The organism is Nocardiopsis dassonvillei subsp. dassonvillei DSM 43111 (assembly GCF_000092985.1).
Classification (GTDB): Bacteria; Actinomycetota; Actinomycetes; order Streptosporangiales; family Streptosporangiaceae; genus Nocardiopsis; species Nocardiopsis dassonvillei.
This window is the reverse complement of the sequence record NC_014210.1, coordinates 3,288,711-3,305,495: the sequence shown is the minus strand read 5'-3', so window position 1 is coordinate 3,305,495 and position 16,785 is coordinate 3,288,711. Positions and strand designations below refer to the sequence as shown.

Sequence of the window (16,785 nt, the reverse complement as noted above, 5' to 3'; positions counted from 1 at the left end):
GGGCTTGCCCGCCGTGAAACCGTTCGCGGGCGCACCGCACGGGTGGGGCGGGCGCGGTCACCGCACGGGCGTCGCCGGTTCGCGCGACCCGGGGGAGAAGGCGCCCCGAAGCCGCCGAGGACGGTCGCGCCCCCGTTTCCGTGGACCCCGAGGGAGCACCGGCGAGGGAGGGGTGTCAGCGCTCGGGGCGCGCCGTGGCGTCGTCGAGCGCGTCGCGGATCTTGGGCGGCAGCTCCACGCCCTCCACACCCAGGATCTCCTCCAGCTGCGCGAGGGTGCGCGGACCGACCACCGCCGCGGCCACGCCCTCCTGGTCGCGCGCCCAGCTCAGCGCCACCGCCAGCGGCGACACGCCCAGGCCCTCGGCCGCCGTGCACACCGACTCCACCACCCGGCGGCTGCGGTCGTCCAGGTAGGGCTCCACGTACGGCGCCATGTGGGAGAAGGCCGCCCGCGAGTCCGGCGGCGTCCCGTTGCGGTACTTGGCGGTGAGCACGCCGCGTCCCAGCGGCGACCACGCGATCAGGTGGGCCCCGGCCACCGCCGCGGCGGGCCGCAGACCGTGGTCGGCGCCCCGGTTGAGCAGCGAGTACTCGCTCCCCACGCTCACCAGGGGCACGCGCCCGGGGCGCGCGCGCTGCCAGGTGGCCAGGGTCGCGAACTGCCACGACTCCAGGTTCCCCGTGCCCACGTAGCGCGCCTTGCCCGCCGCCACGGCCGCCTCCATCGCGGCCAGCGACTCCTCGGGCGGCGTGGAGGGGTCGAACACGTGCAGCTGCCACAGGTCCACGTAGTCGGTCTGAAGGCGTCGCAGCGAGGCGTCCAGGGAGGCCAGCAGGTGCCGCCGGGAGGCGTCCACCGGCCGGTAGCCGTCGGGCGTGTGGCCGGTCTTGGTGGCCACCACCACGTCCTCGCGGCGCACCGAGGCGCGCAGCAGGCGCCCCAGGATCCGCTCGCTCTGGCCGCCGGTGTAGATGTCCGCGGTGTCCACGAGCGTGCCGCCCGCGTCCACGAACGCGGTGAGCTGCTGCCCGGCCTCCTCCTCGGAGGTGTCCTTGCCCCAGGTCATCGTGCCGAGAGCGGTACGAGAGACCCAGAGCCCTGATCTGCCCACCTGTCGCTGTTCCATGCGGCGGAGAGTACCGCGTCCGTCCGACGCCGTCCCTGGGCACACCCCCGCCGTTCCCCTCCGGCGCGGCCGTGACCGGGGCGTTCGCGGTGCCCGCGCCCGTGTTCCGGTTCCGGGAACGGGCTCCTCGAACCTGGTGGCCCGGATCCGCCGATCCCGCGGCGGCAGACCGTTCCCGCGACCGCGGCCGGGGTCCTGCCCTCCCGTCCGCCACGGGCCTACCCTGTGACCATGGCGACACCCGCAGCACCCCAGGACACTCCGCCCCCACCGCCCGCACCCGAGGCGGTCACCCTCCTCCTCATCCGGCACGGGATGACCGACGCCACCGGCCCCCGCCTGGCGGGGCGCGCCGAGGGCGTCCACCTCAACGACACCGGCCGCGTCCAGGCCGCGCACCTGGCCGGTCGGCTCACCGGGCTGCGACCGGCGGCCCTGGTCTCCAGCCCGCTCGAACGCTGCCAGGAGACCGCCGAGGCCGTCGCCGCGCAGCTCGGCGTCCCCGTCACCACCGACGAGCGCTTCGTGGAGTGCGACTACGGCTCCTGGACCGGCCGCGGGCTCGGTGAACTGTCCGACGAACCCCTCTGGCGCGTGGTGCAGGACCACCCCAGCGCCGCGCGCTTCCCCGGCGGGGAGGCCCTGGCCGAGTCCTCGGCCCGCGCGGTCGCGGCCGTGCGCGACTGGAACGCCCGCCTGCTCTCGGCGCCGCCCGAGGCCCCGGTCCCGGGTTCCCCGTCCGAGGCATCGGCCCCGGGCGTCCCGTCCGCGCCCCAGGACCCGCCCGTGTACGTGGTGTGCAGTCACGGCGACATCATCAAGGCCATCGTCGCCGACGCCCTCGGCATGCACCTGGACCTGTTCCAGCGCCTGCGGGTGGACCCCTGTTCGGTCACCTCCATCACCTACACGCGCACCCGCCCCTTCCTCAACAAGCTCAACGACACGGGGGAGAGCCTGACCGCGAGCCTGCCGACCCCCGCCGAGGCCAGCGGCGACGCGGCCGTGGGCGGCGGCGCGGGCTCCCAGGAGACCCCCGCCGACGCCCCCTGACGGACCCCCTCCGCCCCGGCGGGCCTCGGGGAGGCCTCGGGCCCTGGATCCCCGGACGCATGCCCGGCTTGCGAGTTCGGCCACGACGGCCTCGTGCCCGTTGCCTGAACCCGTGTGCCCCACCGGGGCCGCGGCCCGACCGTCAGACGCGCCGGAGGCCCCGGTCGGCGCCCTGCCTTCCCGGGACACGTCCTGCCCCACGGGTCAACGGGTCACTGGGCCACGATCATGTTCTGGCCCGCGCTGATGCGCCAGCCGTCCTCTCCCCGGGCGTAGACGTACAGCGCGCTGCCCGCGGGAGCGCCGGTCGGCTCCCCGTCCGCGTCCACCGCCGTCTGGGCCACCTGCACGGCGATCACGTCCGGGCGGATCTCCAGCAGGTTGGCCACCTCGTACCGGGCGTAGGAGTCCGCCAGCCTCGGCGCCACCTCCCTGGCGAACGCGGCGATCTGCGCGGAACCGACCATCCGCCTGCCCGCGGCCGAGGCCCACAGCGCGTCCCCGGCGTAGTGGTCGGCCAGCGCCACCGGGTCGTGGGCGTTGAAGGCGTCCTGCAGGCTGCGCACGAGAGCGTGGATCTCGGCGTGGGACCCCGCGCGGTCCCCGGGGCTCCGGTGGGTACGGGTCTCGGTCTTCTCGGCGTCGCTCATGCCGTGTCCGTTCCTGTCGGGGGCGGTGGTCCGTCCCGCTGGAACAAACCAACAACCTCAACATTTGTTGAAGTCAAGGAGGTGTGACGTGGTGCGCACCCTCCCGGCGCCCGGCCCCTCGGCCCTACCCGGGCCCACCAGCGCGTCCAGCGGGTTTGGCACCGGTAGGCCCGCATCCCGTAAGGTTCTTGGCATGCCCGTCTTTCAGTTCAATCCGCCGGAGCGGTTCGTCGCGGGGACCGTGGGCCAGCCGGGAGACCGCACCTTCTTCCTCCAAGCCGTGGGAGAGGGGCGCATCACCAGCGTGGTCCTGGAGAAGGCGCAGGTCGAGGCGCTCGCCACCCGTATCGAGGAACTACTGGAAGAGGTGCACCGGCGCTTCGGCTCCCCGCCGGAGGACACCGCTCCGCCCGAGGACGACGCTCCCCTGGAGCAGCCCATCGAGCAGGACTTCCGGGTCGGCACCCTGGCCCTGGCCTGGGACGCCGAGGCCGCCCGCGTCATCATCGAGGCCCAGGAGATCGACGAGACCGCCGGTGAGGACCTGCTGGAGGACGACGAGGAGGAGCTGGAGGTCTTCGCCGAGGAGGCCCCCGCCCACCGCGACGTCCTGCGCGTCTACCTCACCCCCGGCGCCGCGCGCTCCTTCGCCGGGCGCGCGCTGAAGGTGGTCGCCGCCGGACGCCCGGACTGCCCGCTGTGCGGACGTCCGCTCGACCCCGCCGGCCACATCTGCGTACGCCAGAACGGCTACCGACCGGACAGCCTCGTCTGAGCACGCCGATGAGCACACCAGCGGCGGGCCGCCGGGCGCGCAGACCCGGGGGCCCGCGATGAGGGACACCGCCGACGCCTTCGACGGCCTCAGCCCGGCCGTCGGGCTCGACCTGCTCCGCACCGGCGAGATCACCGTGGAGGGACGGCTGACCGCCGCCTCCAACGCCACCCTGTACTGCACCGTCTCCGACGGCGTGCGCTCGGCCGCCTGCGTGTACAAGCCGGTGGCGGGGGAGCGGCCGCTGTGGGACTTCCCCGACGGAACCCTGGCCGGGCGCGAGGTCAGCGCCCACGCCGTCTCCGAGGCGCTGGGCTGGGGGATCGTCCCGCCCACGGTGCACCGCGACGGCCCGTTCGGCGAGGGCATGGTGCAGCTGTGGGTGCACGGCGACGCCACCGTGGACCTGGTCGCCCTGGCGCGGGAGACCGACAACGCCGACCTGCGCCGCATGGCGGTGTTCGACGCGGTCATCAACAACTCCGACCGCAAGATCGGCCACCTGCTGCCCACCCCCGGCGGGCACCTGTACGGCTGCGACCACGGGGTCTCCCTCGCCGAGGACTACAAGCTGCGCACCGTGCTGTGGCAGTGGCAGGGCCAGCCGCTGCCCCAGGACGCCCTGGAGGCCCTGGGGTCGGTGCGCGACCAGCTCGCCGACGCGGACAGCGCCCTGTCCCGGGAGCTGGCGCGGCACCTGACCGGACCGGAGGCCTACGCGGTGCGCAGCCGGGTGGACCTGCTCATCCAGCACGGCGTCCACCCCTACCCGGCGCCGGACTGGCCCGCGGTGCCCTGGCCGCCGATCTGAGTCCGGGCCCGGCTTCCGTCCGTTCTGCACGAGGCGGGGCCTCCGGCCGCCCCGGCGCTCCGGTGAGCGGTGCGATGCGCACGGGACGGGTGTCCCCGGCTCCCACCGCACCGCCCGCGGCGGCTCCTTCGTCCGCGGCCACGCCCCCGCCGGGTCGCGAACCCGTGCGCCTGTCCCAGGTCTCCTCCGCCCGCCTCACCCAGCGGGGCGGACGGGTGACCGTGACCCTCCCGACGGCGGCGCGGTCGGCTACTCCGCCCGCGGCCGCGACGGGGAGTACCTGCGGGCGGTCTTCCGCGAGCACCCGGACGGGCGCTTCCCCGAGGAGGAGTCCGCCGCCGGGACCGGGCCGGTGTGAGGGTGCTCGCCTACCGGGGGGTGGGAATGGCGTGCTCCTTGCCCCGGACGGCACAATGGGGCACGTGAGCAACGAGTGGAACTACCTATTCGACATGGACGGCGTGCTCGTACGCGAGCAGCACCCCATCCCGGGCGCGGACGAACTCATCGCGGAGCTGCGCGAGAACGGGATCCCGTTCATGGTGTTGACCAACAACTCCATCTACACCCCCCGCGACCTGCGGGCGCGTCTGCTCAGCTCGGGCCTGGACATCCCCGAGGAGTCGATCTGGACGTCGGCCCTGGCCACCGCCCAGTTCCTCCAGACCCAGCGCCCCAACGGGTCGGCCTACGTCGTCGGCGAGTCCGGCCTGACCACCGCCCTGCACAACGTCGGCTACGTGATGACCGAGCGCGACCCCGACTACGTGGTGCTCGGTGAGACCCGCACCTACAGCTTCGAGGCCATAACCCGCGCGATCCGGCTGGTCCGCGGCGGCGCGCGGTTCATCGCCACCAACCCCGACGAGACCGGCCCCAGCGCCGAGGGGCCGCTGCCCGCCACGGGCGCGGTCGCCGCGCTGATCGAGAAGGCCACCGGCCGCCGCCCCTACTTCGTGGGCAAGCCCAACCCGCTGATGATGCGGTCGGCGCTGCGCCGGATCGGCGCGCACTCGGAGAACACCCTGATGGTGGGCGACCGGATGGACACCGACGTGCTCAGCGGGTTGGAGGCGGGCCTGCAGACCGTGCTGGTGCTCTCGGGCATCTCCGAGCGCGAGACCGCCGAGCAGTTCCCCTACCGCCCCACCCGTGTGATCGGGTCGGTCAAAGAGCTGGTGGGCATCACCCGCGACCCCTTCCAGCGGGACTAGCGCTTCCGGCGGGACCGGCGTCCGCGCCGGGGACGCCGCGGAGGGGCGCACGCCGCCCTCCCGCGGCCTTCCCCCGGTGATCCTGCTCCCCATGCCCTTGTGGGGCGCCCACAACGGCATGGGGAGCAGGATCACCCCTGCGGCCCCGGTGTTCCCGGGGCCCGACACGACGACGGGGGCGGCGGACCGTGTCCGCCGCCCCCGTGTGTCGCGGGATGCCTCAGGCGCTCTGCCGCTGCCTGGCGATCTCCTCCACCTTGGCCGCCTCCTCGCGGCGGCGGGCGCGGAGCAGGGCCAGGCGCTCGGCGAGGACCTCTTCCAGGTCCTCCATGCTCCGGCGCTCCAGCAGCATGTCCCAGTGGGTGCGCGTGGGCTTGGCGTTCTTGGGCTCCTCGCCGGAGCCGTCCCGCCGCAGGGCGCGGTCGCCGCAGAAACGGCACTCCCACTCGGCGGGAATCTCTGCCTCGGTCGCGAAGGTGACCGAGAAGCGGTGGCCCCGGGTGCAGTCGTAGGTGACTTCCTGCCGCGGAGCCAGGTCGGTGTTGCGGTCGTTCTCGTAGCTCGTCGCCCCGAGCCGGGTGCCGCGAAGTGCTCGCTCGGCCATCGTGTGGGTGCCTCCAGGCGCTTGTGCGGTCTCGCGGGGTGTAACGCGTCGGTCCACGTCAAGATTCCCCGCTGACCTGAGGTCGAACCACCTCCGGCGTCCAGGGGCCACCCCGATCCCAAAACATCGTCCGGTGCGCCGAGTGTGGCACATGTGACCTGGGACACTCCAGGCTGGCTGTTTCGGGTGTGTCTCTATATACGCCCGCCGGGGGCGAAAAACATCCGCTAAGCCCCGTTTTCGCCTTCCCGGCGCACCCTCCTGCCTGGTGGGGGAGGCGCCGCGCCTCCGGGGCCGAATCAACAGCGGCGGGGTCCCGTCGTCGGCCGCGCTCGCCGCGTCCCGGAGGGTCGGCGTCCGCCCCCGGTGGAACCCGTGGCCGACTCAGGCCAGTTCCGCGCCGCCGCCCGCGGCCGTTCCCGGCCACCCGCGACCGCGGACGGCCTCGCGCCAGCCCCGCCCGTCACACTGTGTCCACCCTTACCGCGCTTCCCCCCGAACCCGCCGCCGCACGGTTCCCGCAGTTCACGACTGGAAAAGCCGGGCGCTCGACAATGGCTTCCGGAAAAGGTCGGACCTTCTCGGTCCGCCGATTATCACTCTCCGGAATCCGCGCTCTGGTAGGGAATCCGGTTACCCGTCCCCCGTGTGCGATAAAGATTCCATTATGCCGACATGGCCGCCCGAGGTGTCTGGTGGTATGTTGACTCGCCGTACACCGAAAAGCGTAGGTCGGGGAAATTAATCCCCTTCCTTTAGGTGTGCACATCGTGCCGGAAACGTCCCCTTCGGTGCGTCCTCACGTGCCGGAACCAGGAGCGACGGCGCGGCCGGACGTGGAGCCCCATGACTGCTGAGACCCCCCTCCCCCGAGGAGCCGTGCCCGCGCGGCCGTCCGCGCCGCGCTGGCTCCTCCTCCCCCTCGCGGCGCTGCCCTTCTGGGCCGTGCTCCCGTGGGCCGCGCCCGAGGCCCGGACCCTGCCCGTCCTGGCCGCCTCCGCGGTTCCCCTCGTGCTCCTGCTGGCCCTCGCGGTGCTGCTCGACCGGCGCGACCGGCGGATCCACGACCTGGGCGCCCGGCTCGACGCGCTGCGCGCCGACACCGCCTCCCTGGCCGACGAGCACCTGCCCCTCCTGGCCCGGCGCCTGCGCGCGGGCGACTCCGCCGACACCGCCCTGCGCGCCCTGCCCCTCCCCGCCGACCACGGGGGCAACGCCGTCCTGCGGGCCGCCGCCACCGAGATCGCCGCCGCCGAACGCCGGCGCTCGGCCGCCATGGCCGCCTGCGCCACCGCCGCCGGGCGCGTCCAGGCCCTGAGCACCACCATGCTCGCCGACCTGCGCCGGATGCAGGAGCGCCACGGCGACGGCGACGCGAACGCCGACGTCCTCGGTGACCTCATGCACCTGGACCACAGCACCGCCCAGGTCGGACGCGTCGCCGACAGCATCGCCGTCCTCACCGGGGCCCGCTCCGGCCGCCGCTGGGGCCGGGCCATCGGCATGGAGAGCGTCGTCCGCGGCGCCATGGCCCGCATCGGCGCCTACCAGCGCGTCCGCGTGCACAACGCCTCCACGCAGGCGGTCGCCGGGTTCGCCGCCGAGGGCGTCATCCACGCCCTGGCCGAGATCCTGGACAACGCCGCCAGGTTCTCCCCGCCCACCGCGGAGGTCCACGTCCACGTCGAGGAGGTCCAGGCCGGAATCGCGGTCATGGTCGAGGACGGCGGCCTGGTCATGGGGGAGGAGGCCCTGCGCCGCGCCCGCCGCGCCGTCGAGAACGACCTGGACCTGGCCGCCATCTCCGGAACCCGGCTGGGCCTGTCGGTCGTCGGCCAGATCGCCCACCGCTACGGCCTGTCGGTGTCCTTCCGCTCCTCCTCGCGCGGCGGCACGGCGGTCGTCCTCCTGCTGCCCCGCAAGCTCGTCAAACCCCTCCCCGAGCCCGTGGCCCCCGACTCCCCGGCGTCCCCGCCCGGGGCCGCCCGGGAGCCCGACACCGCCCCCACGCCCGCCGCGGTCCCCCCGGCCGCGACGGAGACCGCCGCGGAGGACGTCGACGGACTGCCCCGGCGCCGCCGCGGCCGGACCCTCGCGGCGGCCGAGAACACCAGGCCCGCACCGCGCAGGAGCAACCCCGCCGCCGTGGCGAGGGGCTTCGGCGAGTTCCGCTCCGCGGTGCGCGGCCCGAACGACAAGGACGCATGATGGACCTCGACACGCTGACCTGGCTCCTCGAAGGCCTCCTGGAACGCACGCCCGGCACCCGGCACGCCCTCGTTCTCTCCCGCGACGGGCTCAAGCTGTGCCACAGCTCCGGTCTGCGCGCCGACAGCGCCGACCACCTCGCCGCGATCGCCGCCGGGGTGCAGAGCCTGGCGCACAGCGCCTCGGTGGAGTTCGGCGACGGGGCGGGCGGCGTCCGCCAGGCCATGGCCGAGTTCTACGGCGGCCTGCTGTTCATCGTCGAGGCCGGGCACGGCGCCCACCTGGCCGTCATCACCTCCGAGGAGGCCGAACCCGGTCTGGTCGGCCACAACATGAACGAGCTGGTCGAGCAGATGGGCGAGCACCTGACCACCCCGCCCCGCGCCGGAGCCGGACCGGTATGACGCGCCCGCACCAGCAGGAGGGTCCGGACCGCCTCTACGTCATCACCTCGGGCCGCAGCGGCGGGGCCGACGACTCCCTGGACGCGGTGACCCTCATCGTGGCCGAGAGCGCGCCCACCCCCGGCATGCAGTCCGAGCACGCCCGGATCCTGCGGCTGTGCCGGGGCCCGACGGCGGTGGTGGAGATCTCCGCCCACCTGCGCCTGCCGGTGGCGATCGTGCGCATCCTGGTCACCGACCTGCTCGACACCGGCCTGGCCACCGCGCGCCACCCCCGCCCCGCGCCCTCACCGGCCCACCCCCTCGCCTCCCCGGACGTGTTGGAGAAGGTGCTCGTTGCACTCCACAACCTCTGATCCCCCCTCGGCCCCGCCCCCGGGCCCCCCGCACGCCGCCGCGGACCGCACCCGCGAGGCCGCCCGCGTCCCGCTGCCCGACACCGCCGAGTACGCCCTCAAGATCGCGGTCGTGGGCGGCTTCGGGGTCGGCAAGACCACCCTGGTCCGCTCGGTCAGCGAGATCCGCCCGCTCAGCACCGAGGAGACCATGACCCGGGCGGGGCACGGCGTCGACGACGTGGACGGGGTGGAGGCCAAGCGCGCCACCACCGTCGCCTTCGACTTCGGCCGCATCACCCTGGACGCCGCCTCGGTGCTCTACGTCTTCGGCGCCCCGGGCCAGGAGCGCTTCTGGTTCCTGTGGGACCGCCTCTTCTCCGGGGCCCTGGGCGCGGTGGTCCTGGTGGACACCCGGCGCCTGGAGGACTCCTTCTACGCCATCGACCGCCTGGAGGCCCAGGGCACGCCCTTCGTCGTGGCCCACAACGACTTCGGTGAGGCCGAGCACAGCCTGGAGAAGGTGCGCGCCGCCCTGGACCTGGACGCCTCGGTACCGCTGCTGCGCTGCGACGCGCGCGCACGCGACTCGGCCAAACAGGTCCTCATCGCTCTGGTCGGCCATGTCCGCGCCCTGGTCACGGAAGCCGCCCGGTGAGCCGACTGCTCGTCTGCCCGGTCCGCCGCCGAGGCCCCGGCGCGCGTCTCTCCCGCCCCGTGCCTTTGTCCCGCGCCGTGCGCCTTGCCTGTACCACGCGTCTTTCCGGTGCCGCACGTCCCGTCTGCACCACATGCTCCCCCTGTACCGCGCGTCTTTCCCGTGCCGCGCATCCCTGTCGTCCCGTGTGTCTTGCCCGTACCGCGGGTCCTTTCCGCGCCGCGCACGTCTCCCGCACCGCCACGCGCCTGCCCGTCCCGGTGCCGCACGCCCCCCCGGCCGCCGAGTCGGGCGGCCGCCCACCCCCTTCTCCCGGAGGACCGAGAGTGGCCGACCCCGTCCGGCTGTACGACCCCCGCTTCAACGCCGACCCCCAGGGCTCCTACCGGGCCATGCGCGCCGAACACGGTTCCGTCGTGCCCGTGCTCATGGAGGGCGACGTCCCCGCGTGGCTGGTCATCGGCTACCACGAGCTCCACCACGTCCTCAACACCCCCGAGGTGTTCGCGCGCGACCCCCGCCGCTGGAACGCCTGGGACCGGGTGCCGCGGGACTGGCCGCTGCTGCCGGTGCTCGCGCCCCAGCCCAACCTGCTGTCCGCCGAGGGCGAGGAGCACCGGCGCCGCACCGCCGCGGTCAACGACGCCCTGAACGGGGCCGACCCGCACGAGCTGCGCGCGGTCACCGCACGCCTGGCCGACCGCCTCGTCGACGGGTTCTGCGCCTCCAGCGGCACCGACCTGCGCACGCACTACGCGCAGCGGCTCCCGTCCCTGGTCCTGTGCTGGATGTACGGCCTCGACGACGAACGCGGCGAGGCGGTCACCACCCTGATGGGCACCATGTTCGACGCCGGTCCCGACGCGGTCGGGGCCCACGTCGAGATCGTGGCCGAGTTCACCCGGCTCGTCGCCTCCCGCCGCGCAGACCCCGGACCCGACGTGGTGTCCCGGATGATCGCCCACCCGGCGGGCTACGGCGACGCGGACCTGGTCGCCGAACTGGTCGCCGTCCTGGGCGGCGCCCACCAGACCACCTCCGAGTGGATCGGCAACGCGCTGCGCCTGATGCTCACCGACGACCGCTTCTCCGCCTCCATGGCGGGCGCCCGCAGCAGCGTCCGCGAGGCCCTGGCCGAGGTCCTGTGGGAGGACTCCCCGTCCCAGATGAACGCCGGGCGCTTCGCCGCCCGCGACGTCGAGCTGGACGGCAGGGTCATCCGCAGGGGCGACCTGCTCCTGCTGGGCTACGCCGCGGCCAACAAGGACCCCCGGCTGCACACCGGCGAGCGCTCCTCGGCCGTCCGGGGCAACCACGCCCACCTGTCCTTCTCCCACGGCGAGCACAGCTGCCCCCACGCCGCGCAGGGGATCGCCGAGGTCATGGCGGTCACGGCGGTGGAGGTGCTGCTGGACCGCCTGCCCGACGTGGAACTGGCCATCCCCGCCGAGGAGGTCCGCTGGCGGCCCTCGCCCTGGGTGCGGGGAGTCGTGTCACTGCCGGTCACCTTCACCCCCACACCCCCGCAAGGAGTCCTGTGATGCCCTGCCCCGTCCAGCACACCCCCGACGGAGTCCCGCTGGTGCACGCCGTGCCCGACGACGTGCAGGCCGACCGCGAACGCCTCCACCGGGCCGGACCCGTCACCCGGGTCGAACTCCCCGGCGGGGTCCGCGCCTGGGCCACCACCCACCACGAGGTCAGCCGCGCCACCCTCAACGACCCCCGGTTCGTCAAGAGCGTCGACCACTGGGACGACTACCAGAGCGGCCGGGTCCCCGAGGGCTGGCCGCTGATGGGCACGATCCCCACCGACAGCTCCAACATGCTGGCCCAGGACGGCGCCGCCCACCGGCGCATGCGCAGACTCACCGCCAGCCCGTTCTCGGCGCGCCGGGTGGAGCGCCTGCGCCCGCGCATCGAGGAGATCACCGCCCGGGCGCTGGACGCCCTGGAGCCGCGCGCGCACGAACCCCTGGACCTGAAGTCGGAGTTCACCTTCCGGGTCCCCATGGGGGTGATCGGCGAACTGTACGGGGTGGCCGAGGCGGAGTACGCCCAGCTCGGCGAGATGTACGCCAAGCTCTTCTCCGGCACCACCGAGGAGGGCGAGCACCTGCGGATCTACGGAGCCCTGTTCCAGTTCTTCGCCGAGATGGTCGCCCGCAAGCGCGCCAGCCTGGACGAGCACGACGACTTCACCGCCGACCTGCTCAGAGCTAGGGAGGACGGCGACTCCCTCAGCGACACCGAGGTCACCATCACCCTGCTGACGGTGGTGGCGGCCGGGCACGAGACCACCGTCAACCTGCTCAACAACGTGGTGCGCGCCCTGCTCGCCCACCCCGACCAGTTCGCCCTGCTCAAGGCGGGCAAGGTGACGTGGGAGCAGGTCATCGAGGAGACGCTGCGCTACGACCCGCCCAACAACGTCATGATGTTCCGCTTCGCCACCGAGGACGTGGAGGTCGGCGGGCAGACCATCCGCAAGGGCGAGGCGCTGATGACGCACTACGGCGCGGCCACCCGCGACCGCGCGGAGTTCGGTGAGGACCCGGACCCGTCCGTCTTCGACCCGCAGCGCACCCAGGGGCGCCACATCACCTTCGGGTACGGCCCGCACATCTGCCCCGGGGCGCCGCTGTCGCGGCTGGAGGCCGGGATCATCCTGCCGATGCTCTTCGAGCGCTTCCCGGACCTGCGGCTGGCCGTCCCCGACGAGGAGCTGCGGGTGCAGTCCGCGCTCTCGGTCACCAGCCTGAGGGAGTTCCCGGTCGTGCTGCGTCCCTGACAGGTGGGCCGCACGGCGCGTGGTCGGTTCCCGCGCCGTGCGGCCCCGCCCCGCGTCAAGAAGGCCTTGTGTTGACGCCTCCCGGCCGTGGGCTCGGCTGGCCGCCCGCCTGCTCGGAGGGGTGCCCGGCCGTGACCGACATCGAACCGCCCGTCGGATAGCGGCTCGACCGAGAACGCCCCCGGTGTGATGCGGGGTCCCTGGGCTGCGATGACGCTGCTGTGTCAGCCTGCCGCCCGGCATGGCGGCGTCATGGCGAGGGGGTGGTCCGGTCAGCCCCTGCGGGCGCCGTCCTACCCGCGGTGCTCGCCGCGCATGATCCGCGCGGGCACACCGGTTCCGGCGCCTCCCGGTCCCCACCCGCAGCGGTTCCGGTGCTCCTCGGCGGCGCCCACACGCCGAGTCGGCGTTCACGCCGGTTCGGTGTGACACGCTCCCGGTTCCGAACCCCTACCGTTCGCGGCGCACCCGCCCCTCGTCCCACACCGGCTCCGGCGCCTCGTACACGCCTCCGTCGGCGCCGAACACCACGAACCGGTCGAACCCGCGCGCGAACCAGCGGTCGTGCGTCACCGCCAGGATCGTGCCGTCGTAGGCCTCCAGCGCCGACTCCAGCGCCTCCGCCGACACCACGTCCAGGTTGTCCGTGGGCTCGTCCAGCAGCAGCATCGTCGCCCCTGACAGCTCCAGCAGCAGGATCTGGAACCGCGCCTGCTGACCGCCCGAGAGCGTGTCGAAGGTCTGCTCCGCGGCCGGAGCCAGCTCGTAGCGGTCCAGCGCCCGCCCCGCCTCGTCGCGGGGCACGCCCCGGCGGGCGCCCTGCCCCCGGTGCAGGATGTCCAGCAGCGTACGCCCCGCGAACTCGGGGTGCTCGTGGGTCTGCGCGAACCATCCCGGCAGCACCCGCGCGCCCAGCCGCGCCGTGCCGCTGTGCTCCACCGGCGGCACCTTCGCCCTGTCCTCCTCCGGCAGCACCGACGACTGGGGATCGCTGCCGCCCCCGGCCGCCAGCCGCAGGAAGTGCGACTTGCCCGACCCGTTGGAGCCCAGCACCGCCACCCGCTCGCCGTACCAGACCTCCAGGTCGAACGGGCGCATCAGCCCGGTCAGCTCCAGCCCCTCGCACACCAGCGCCCGCCTGCCCGTCCGGCCGCCGCGCAGCCGCATCCGCAGGTTCTGCTCGCGGGGCAGCTTCTGCGGCGGCCCCGCCTCCTCGAACCTGCGCAGCCGGGTCCGCGCCGACTGGTAGCGCGAGGCCATGTCGGAGTTGTAGGCGGCCTTCTGCTTGTAGGCGGCCACTAGCGCCCTGAGCTTGGCGTGCTCCTCGTCCCAGCGCCGCCGCAGCTCGTCCAGCCGCGCGAACCGCTCCCGGCGGGCGTCGTGGTAGGTGTCGAACGCGCCCCCGTGCACCCACGCCGTGTTGCCCACGGCGCCCAGTTCGACCGTGACGATCCGGTCCGGCACCCGGCTCAGCAGCTCGCGGTCGTGCGAGACGAACAGGACCGTCTTGGGGGTGGCCAGCAGCGCCTCCTCCAGCCAGCGCTTGCCCGGAACGTCGAGGTAGTTGTCCGGCTCGTCCAGCAGCAGCACCGGCGCCGGGCCCCGCAGCAGGGCCTCGATGACCAGGCGTTTCTGCTCCCCGCCCGACAGCGTGCGCACCTCGCGCCACCGGCAGCGCTCGTAGGGGACGCCCAGCGCCGCCGTGCAGCACTGGTCCCACACGACCTCGGCGTCGTAGCCGCCCGCGTCGCCGTACCGGGCGATGGCCGCGGCGTAGCGCATCTGCGTCCTCTCGCCGTCGTCGACCATCATGGCCGCCTCGGCCGCCTCCAGGTCCGCGTGCGCCTCGCGCACCGGAGCGGGGGAGACCGACACCAGCAGTTCGTGCACGGTGGTCTCGTCGCGCACGTGCCCGATGAACTGCGGCATCACGCCGAGTTCGCCGTCCAGGGTGACCGCGCCGCCCTGGGGGCGCTGCTCGCCGCGCACGATCCGCAGCAGGGTGCTCTTGCCCGCGCCGTTGGCGCCCACCAGCGCCGTCTTGGACCCCTCTCCGACGCGGAAGGACACCGAGTCCAGCAGGACCCTGCCGTCGGGCAGGGTGTGGCTGACCTGGTTGACGTCGATGTAGCCCAAGACCGCTCTCCACAGGGGTTTCGCCGTAGACGCCCGGTCACCGCCGCGAGCGCCCCGGCAGGTTTCCACGGCGCGACGCGCGCCCGCAACCGGTTTTCCCAGGTGCGGGCGCTGACGGGGCCCGGAGGCGCGCTCAGCCCGCGGCGGCGCCGAACCACCTCGGCAGCCGTTCGAGCAGCTCACGCTGGTCCCCACCGGCCCAGGCCACGTGACCGTCCGGCCGCAGCAGCACGGCGGGCGCGCCCAGCTCCTCGCAGGCCCCGCCGGTATCGACGACGTGGTCGACCCGGTCCGCCCAGCCCGCCACCGAGAGCCGACCGGTCCGGTCGAGCAGCAGCCCGCGTCCGCCGTGCGTCAACTCGTACAGGCGCCCCCGCGTCAGACGGATGTCGCGCATCCGCCTGCCGAGCAGCGCGTGCCCCTCGCCGAAGTCGTAGCGCAGGTCCGTCGCGGTGACGAGCCCGGTCACGTACCGGTTCACCTCCTCGAAGTCCATCAGCCTGCCCAGTAGCCCCCGCAGCGCGACCGCGCCCGGCTCGGTGCCCAGCAGCACCATCTGCGCGCGGGTGTTGTCCAGCACGGCGGCGGCCACCGGGTGCCGTTCGGCGTGGTAGCTGTCCAGCAGCCCCTCCGGCGCCCAGCCCCCGACCTCGGCGGCCAGCTTCCAACCGAGGTTGAACGCGTCCTGGACACCGAGGTTGAGCCCCTGCCCGCCGGTCGGCGGGTGGACGTGCGCCGCGTCCCCGGCCAGCAGCACCCGGCCGACCCGGTAGCGCTCGGCCAGCCGGGTGGCGTCGCCGAACCGGGACAGCCAGCGCGGCGAGTGCACACCGAAGTCGGTGCCCGCGTGGGCCCGCAGCTGCCGCCTGAACTCCTCCAGGGTCGGCGCGCTCGTGCGGTCCTCGGCCACCCCGTCGGCGGGCACGATGACGCGGTACACCCCCTTCCGGTCCCCGTCTCCGCTCGTGAGCGGGGCGAGGCCGAACCGCAGATGGGTCCTGCGGACCCGCGCGACGACGGCGGCGATCGACTCCGGATCCCCGGTCGCCTCCATCTCGCCCAGCAGCGTCTCGACCCCGGCGGGCTCGCCGGGGAAGCCGACTCCGAGCAGCTTGCGCACCGTGCTGCGGGCGCCGTCGCAGCCGACGAGGTAGCGCGAGCGCAGACGCGTGCCGTCCGCCAGTTCGACGCTCACCCCGTCCTCGTCCTGGCTCAACCCGACCAGCTCGTGGCCGCGCCGGACGTCGGCGCCGAGTTCGAGGGCGCGCTCGTCGAGCAGGCGTTCGGTGACCGGCTGCTCGATGGCCAGGCCGTACGGGTGGGCCGTGTCCAGCCCGTCGGGCCACGGCTTGGTGATGCCGCCGAAGATGCCGCCGACCCGGAACTTCCTCCCGGCCGCGAGGAACCGCTCCAGCAGACCGCGCTGGTCCATCACCTCCACGCTGCGCGTGTGCAGACCCTGGGCGCGGGCCTGCCGGGTCGGCTCGGTGAGCCTCTCCAGCACGACCACGCGCACACCGTGCAGCCGCAGCTCGCTGGCGAGCATCAGGCCGGTCGGTCCGCCGCCGACCACGGTCACGTCAATCATGGATTCCCCGTTCAACGAGATCGCTCTCCACCGGCCGTTCCGCGTGTTCTGTCGGGGCGCACGTCCGCGTTCCCGCGACGGGCGCCTGTGAGAGCGCCACGGTCCCCACCAGTGCCGGGACGTCGGTACGTGATCGGTGCGCCGACAACGGCACACGCTTTTCGCACGTCCCGAATTCGCGCGGATTCCGGTTTCGAAGGGAAATTGTGCGGCACGACCCGGGTCTTGCCGCAAGCCCCGGGGTGCGCTATAGATTGATAATGGCAGGAGACGTTTTCCCCTCTCCGTTGCTCTCCGTGATGGTCTGACTGCTTTTCCGTGGGCGGCTCCGCGCCGCACCCCGCCCGGGCCTGCGGTCACACGGTCCTGACCTGGCGGCGGGTGTGTCGCAACCTCCTCGCGACCCCGGACGGTAGTTGTATGGGTGCC

The 16,785-nt window shown here is 73.8% G+C and carries 15 protein-coding genes; 10 read left to right on the top strand and 5 right to left on the bottom strand.

Annotated elements, in window-relative coordinates; genetic code table 11:
• Positions 1-175: 175 nt before the first annotated feature.
• Positions 176-1,129 carry an aldo/keto reductase gene (locus NDAS_RS13640; protein ID WP_013153782.1) on the bottom strand — a complete coding sequence of 318 codons (954 nt, stop codon included), beginning with the start codon at positions 1,127-1,129 and terminating at the stop codon, positions 176-178.
• A 231-nt stretch (positions 1,130-1,360) separates the two neighbouring features.
• Between NDAS_RS13640 and NDAS_RS13635 the strand changes: the two genes are divergently transcribed.
• Positions 1,361-2,182: a histidine phosphatase family protein gene (locus NDAS_RS13635; protein WP_013153781.1), complete on the top strand. Its 822-nt coding sequence runs from the start codon at positions 1,361-1,363 to the stop codon at positions 2,180-2,182.
• A gap of 212 nt (positions 2,183-2,394) precedes the next feature.
• Here NDAS_RS13635 and NDAS_RS13630 read toward each other — a convergent pair whose 3' ends face one another.
• Entirely contained in the window at positions 2,395-2,832 is a 438-nt protein-coding gene (locus NDAS_RS13630) for an SgcJ/EcaC family oxidoreductase (protein WP_013153780.1), read from the bottom strand.
• A 193-nt stretch (positions 2,833-3,025) separates the two neighbouring features.
• Here NDAS_RS13630 and NDAS_RS13625 point away from each other — a divergent pair, with 193 nt between their 5' ends.
• The 3 genes from NDAS_RS13625 (at position 3,026) to NDAS_RS13615 (ending at position 5,632) form a co-directional block, all read left to right on the top strand.
• Entirely contained in the window at positions 3,026-3,607 is a 582-nt protein-coding gene (locus NDAS_RS13625) for a DUF3090 domain-containing protein (protein ID WP_013153779.1), read from the top strand.
• A gap of 58 nt (positions 3,608-3,665) precedes the next feature.
• Positions 3,666-4,418, top strand: a complete 753-nt coding sequence (locus NDAS_RS13620; protein ID WP_013153778.1) for an SCO1664 family protein — start codon at positions 3,666-3,668, stop codon at positions 4,416-4,418.
• Between the two features lie 413 nt (positions 4,419-4,831).
• Positions 4,832-5,632, top strand: coding sequence for an HAD-IIA family hydrolase (locus NDAS_RS13615; RefSeq protein ID WP_013153777.1), 801 nt, complete (start codon positions 4,832-4,834; stop codon positions 5,630-5,632).
• 220 nt (positions 5,633-5,852) lie between these two features.
• Here the strand turns inward: NDAS_RS13615 and NDAS_RS13610 are convergent, their stop codons facing one another.
• Positions 5,853-6,236, bottom strand: coding sequence for an RNA polymerase-binding protein RbpA (locus NDAS_RS13610; protein ID WP_013153776.1), 384 nt, complete (start codon positions 6,234-6,236; stop codon positions 5,853-5,855).
• Between the two features lie 846 nt (positions 6,237-7,082).
• Between NDAS_RS13610 and NDAS_RS13605 the strand changes: the two genes are divergently transcribed.
• The 6 genes from NDAS_RS13605 to NDAS_RS13580 all read left to right on the top strand — a co-directional run bounded on the left by NDAS_RS13605 (position 7,083) and on the right by NDAS_RS13580 (position 12,632).
• Positions 7,083-8,444, top strand: coding sequence for an ATP-binding protein (locus NDAS_RS13605; protein WP_013153775.1), 1,362 nt, complete (start codon positions 7,083-7,085; stop codon positions 8,442-8,444).
• The gene (locus tag NDAS_RS13600; protein WP_013153774.1) at positions 8,444-8,848 is read left to right on the top strand and encodes a roadblock/LC7 domain-containing protein; all 405 of its coding nucleotides are present in this window, start codon (positions 8,444-8,446) and stop codon (positions 8,846-8,848) included. The genes NDAS_RS13605 and NDAS_RS13600 overlap by 1 nt, the downstream gene beginning before the upstream one ends.
• The gene (locus tag NDAS_RS13595; protein ID WP_013153773.1) at positions 8,845-9,204 is read left to right on the top strand and encodes a DUF742 domain-containing protein; all 360 of its coding nucleotides are present in this window, start codon (positions 8,845-8,847) and stop codon (positions 9,202-9,204) included. The genes NDAS_RS13600 and NDAS_RS13595 overlap by 4 nt, the downstream gene beginning before the upstream one ends.
• Positions 9,185-9,841 (top strand): GTP-binding protein, encoded by a 657-nt coding sequence (locus tag NDAS_RS13590; RefSeq protein ID WP_013153772.1) that lies wholly within the window; start codon positions 9,185-9,187, stop codon positions 9,839-9,841. Before NDAS_RS13595 ends, NDAS_RS13590 begins: the two co-directional genes overlap by 20 nt.
• Before the next feature lie 326 nt (positions 9,842-10,167).
• The gene (locus NDAS_RS13585; protein ID WP_041552762.1) at positions 10,168-11,382 is read left to right on the top strand and encodes a cytochrome P450; all 1,215 of its coding nucleotides are present in this window, start codon (positions 10,168-10,170) and stop codon (positions 11,380-11,382) included.
• Positions 11,382-12,632 (top strand): cytochrome P450 family protein, encoded by a 1,251-nt coding sequence (locus tag NDAS_RS13580; protein WP_013153770.1) that lies wholly within the window; start codon positions 11,382-11,384, stop codon positions 12,630-12,632. The genes NDAS_RS13585 and NDAS_RS13580 overlap by 1 nt, the downstream gene beginning before the upstream one ends.
• Before the next feature lie 450 nt (positions 12,633-13,082).
• Here NDAS_RS13580 and NDAS_RS13575 read toward each other — a convergent pair whose 3' ends face one another.
• Together NDAS_RS13575 and rox are read right to left on the bottom strand one after the other, a co-directional pair.
• On the bottom strand, positions 13,083-14,768 hold the full coding sequence (locus tag NDAS_RS13575; RefSeq protein ID WP_013153769.1) for an ABC-F family ATP-binding cassette domain-containing protein: 1,686 nt from the start codon (positions 14,766-14,768) through the stop codon (positions 13,083-13,085).
• Between the two features lie 133 nt (positions 14,769-14,901).
• Positions 14,902-16,356 (bottom strand): rifampin monooxygenase, encoded by a 1,455-nt coding sequence (rox, locus tag NDAS_RS13570; RefSeq protein WP_041552761.1) that lies wholly within the window; start codon positions 16,354-16,356, stop codon positions 14,902-14,904.
• Between the last annotated feature and the right edge of the window lie 429 nt (positions 16,357-16,785).

Excerpts from the sequence above, each read along its gene's own strand:
- NDAS_RS13640 (WP_013153782.1), bottom strand. The coding sequence starts at position 1,129 with ATGGAACAGCGACAGGTGGGCAGATCAGGGCTCTGGGTCTCTCGTACC.
- NDAS_RS13635 (WP_013153781.1), top strand. The coding sequence starts at position 1,361 with ATGGCGACACCCGCAGCACCCCAGGACACTCCGCCCCCACCGCCCGCA.
- NDAS_RS13630 (WP_013153780.1), bottom strand. The coding sequence starts at position 2,832 with ATGAGCGACGCCGAGAAGACCGAGACCCGTACCCACCGGAGCCCCGGG.
- NDAS_RS13625 (WP_013153779.1), top strand. The coding sequence starts at position 3,026 with ATGCCCGTCTTTCAGTTCAATCCGCCGGAGCGGTTCGTCGCGGGGACC.
- NDAS_RS13620 (WP_013153778.1), top strand. The coding sequence starts at position 3,666 with ATGAGGGACACCGCCGACGCCTTCGACGGCCTCAGCCCGGCCGTCGGG.
- NDAS_RS13615 (WP_013153777.1), top strand. The coding sequence starts at position 4,832 with ATGGGGCACGTGAGCAACGAGTGGAACTACCTATTCGACATGGACGGC.
- NDAS_RS13610 (WP_013153776.1), bottom strand. The coding sequence starts at position 6,236 with ATGGCCGAGCGAGCACTTCGCGGCACCCGGCTCGGGGCGACGAGCTAC.
- NDAS_RS13605 (WP_013153775.1), top strand. The coding sequence starts at position 7,083 with ATGACTGCTGAGACCCCCCTCCCCCGAGGAGCCGTGCCCGCGCGGCCG.
- NDAS_RS13600 (WP_013153774.1), top strand. The coding sequence starts at position 8,444 with ATGGACCTCGACACGCTGACCTGGCTCCTCGAAGGCCTCCTGGAACGC.
- NDAS_RS13595 (WP_013153773.1), top strand. The coding sequence starts at position 8,845 with ATGACGCGCCCGCACCAGCAGGAGGGTCCGGACCGCCTCTACGTCATC.
- NDAS_RS13580 (WP_013153770.1), top strand. The coding sequence starts at position 11,382 with ATGCCCTGCCCCGTCCAGCACACCCCCGACGGAGTCCCGCTGGTGCAC.
- rox (WP_041552761.1), bottom strand. The coding sequence starts at position 16,356 with ATGATTGACGTGACCGTGGTCGGCGGCGGACCGACCGGCCTGATGCTC.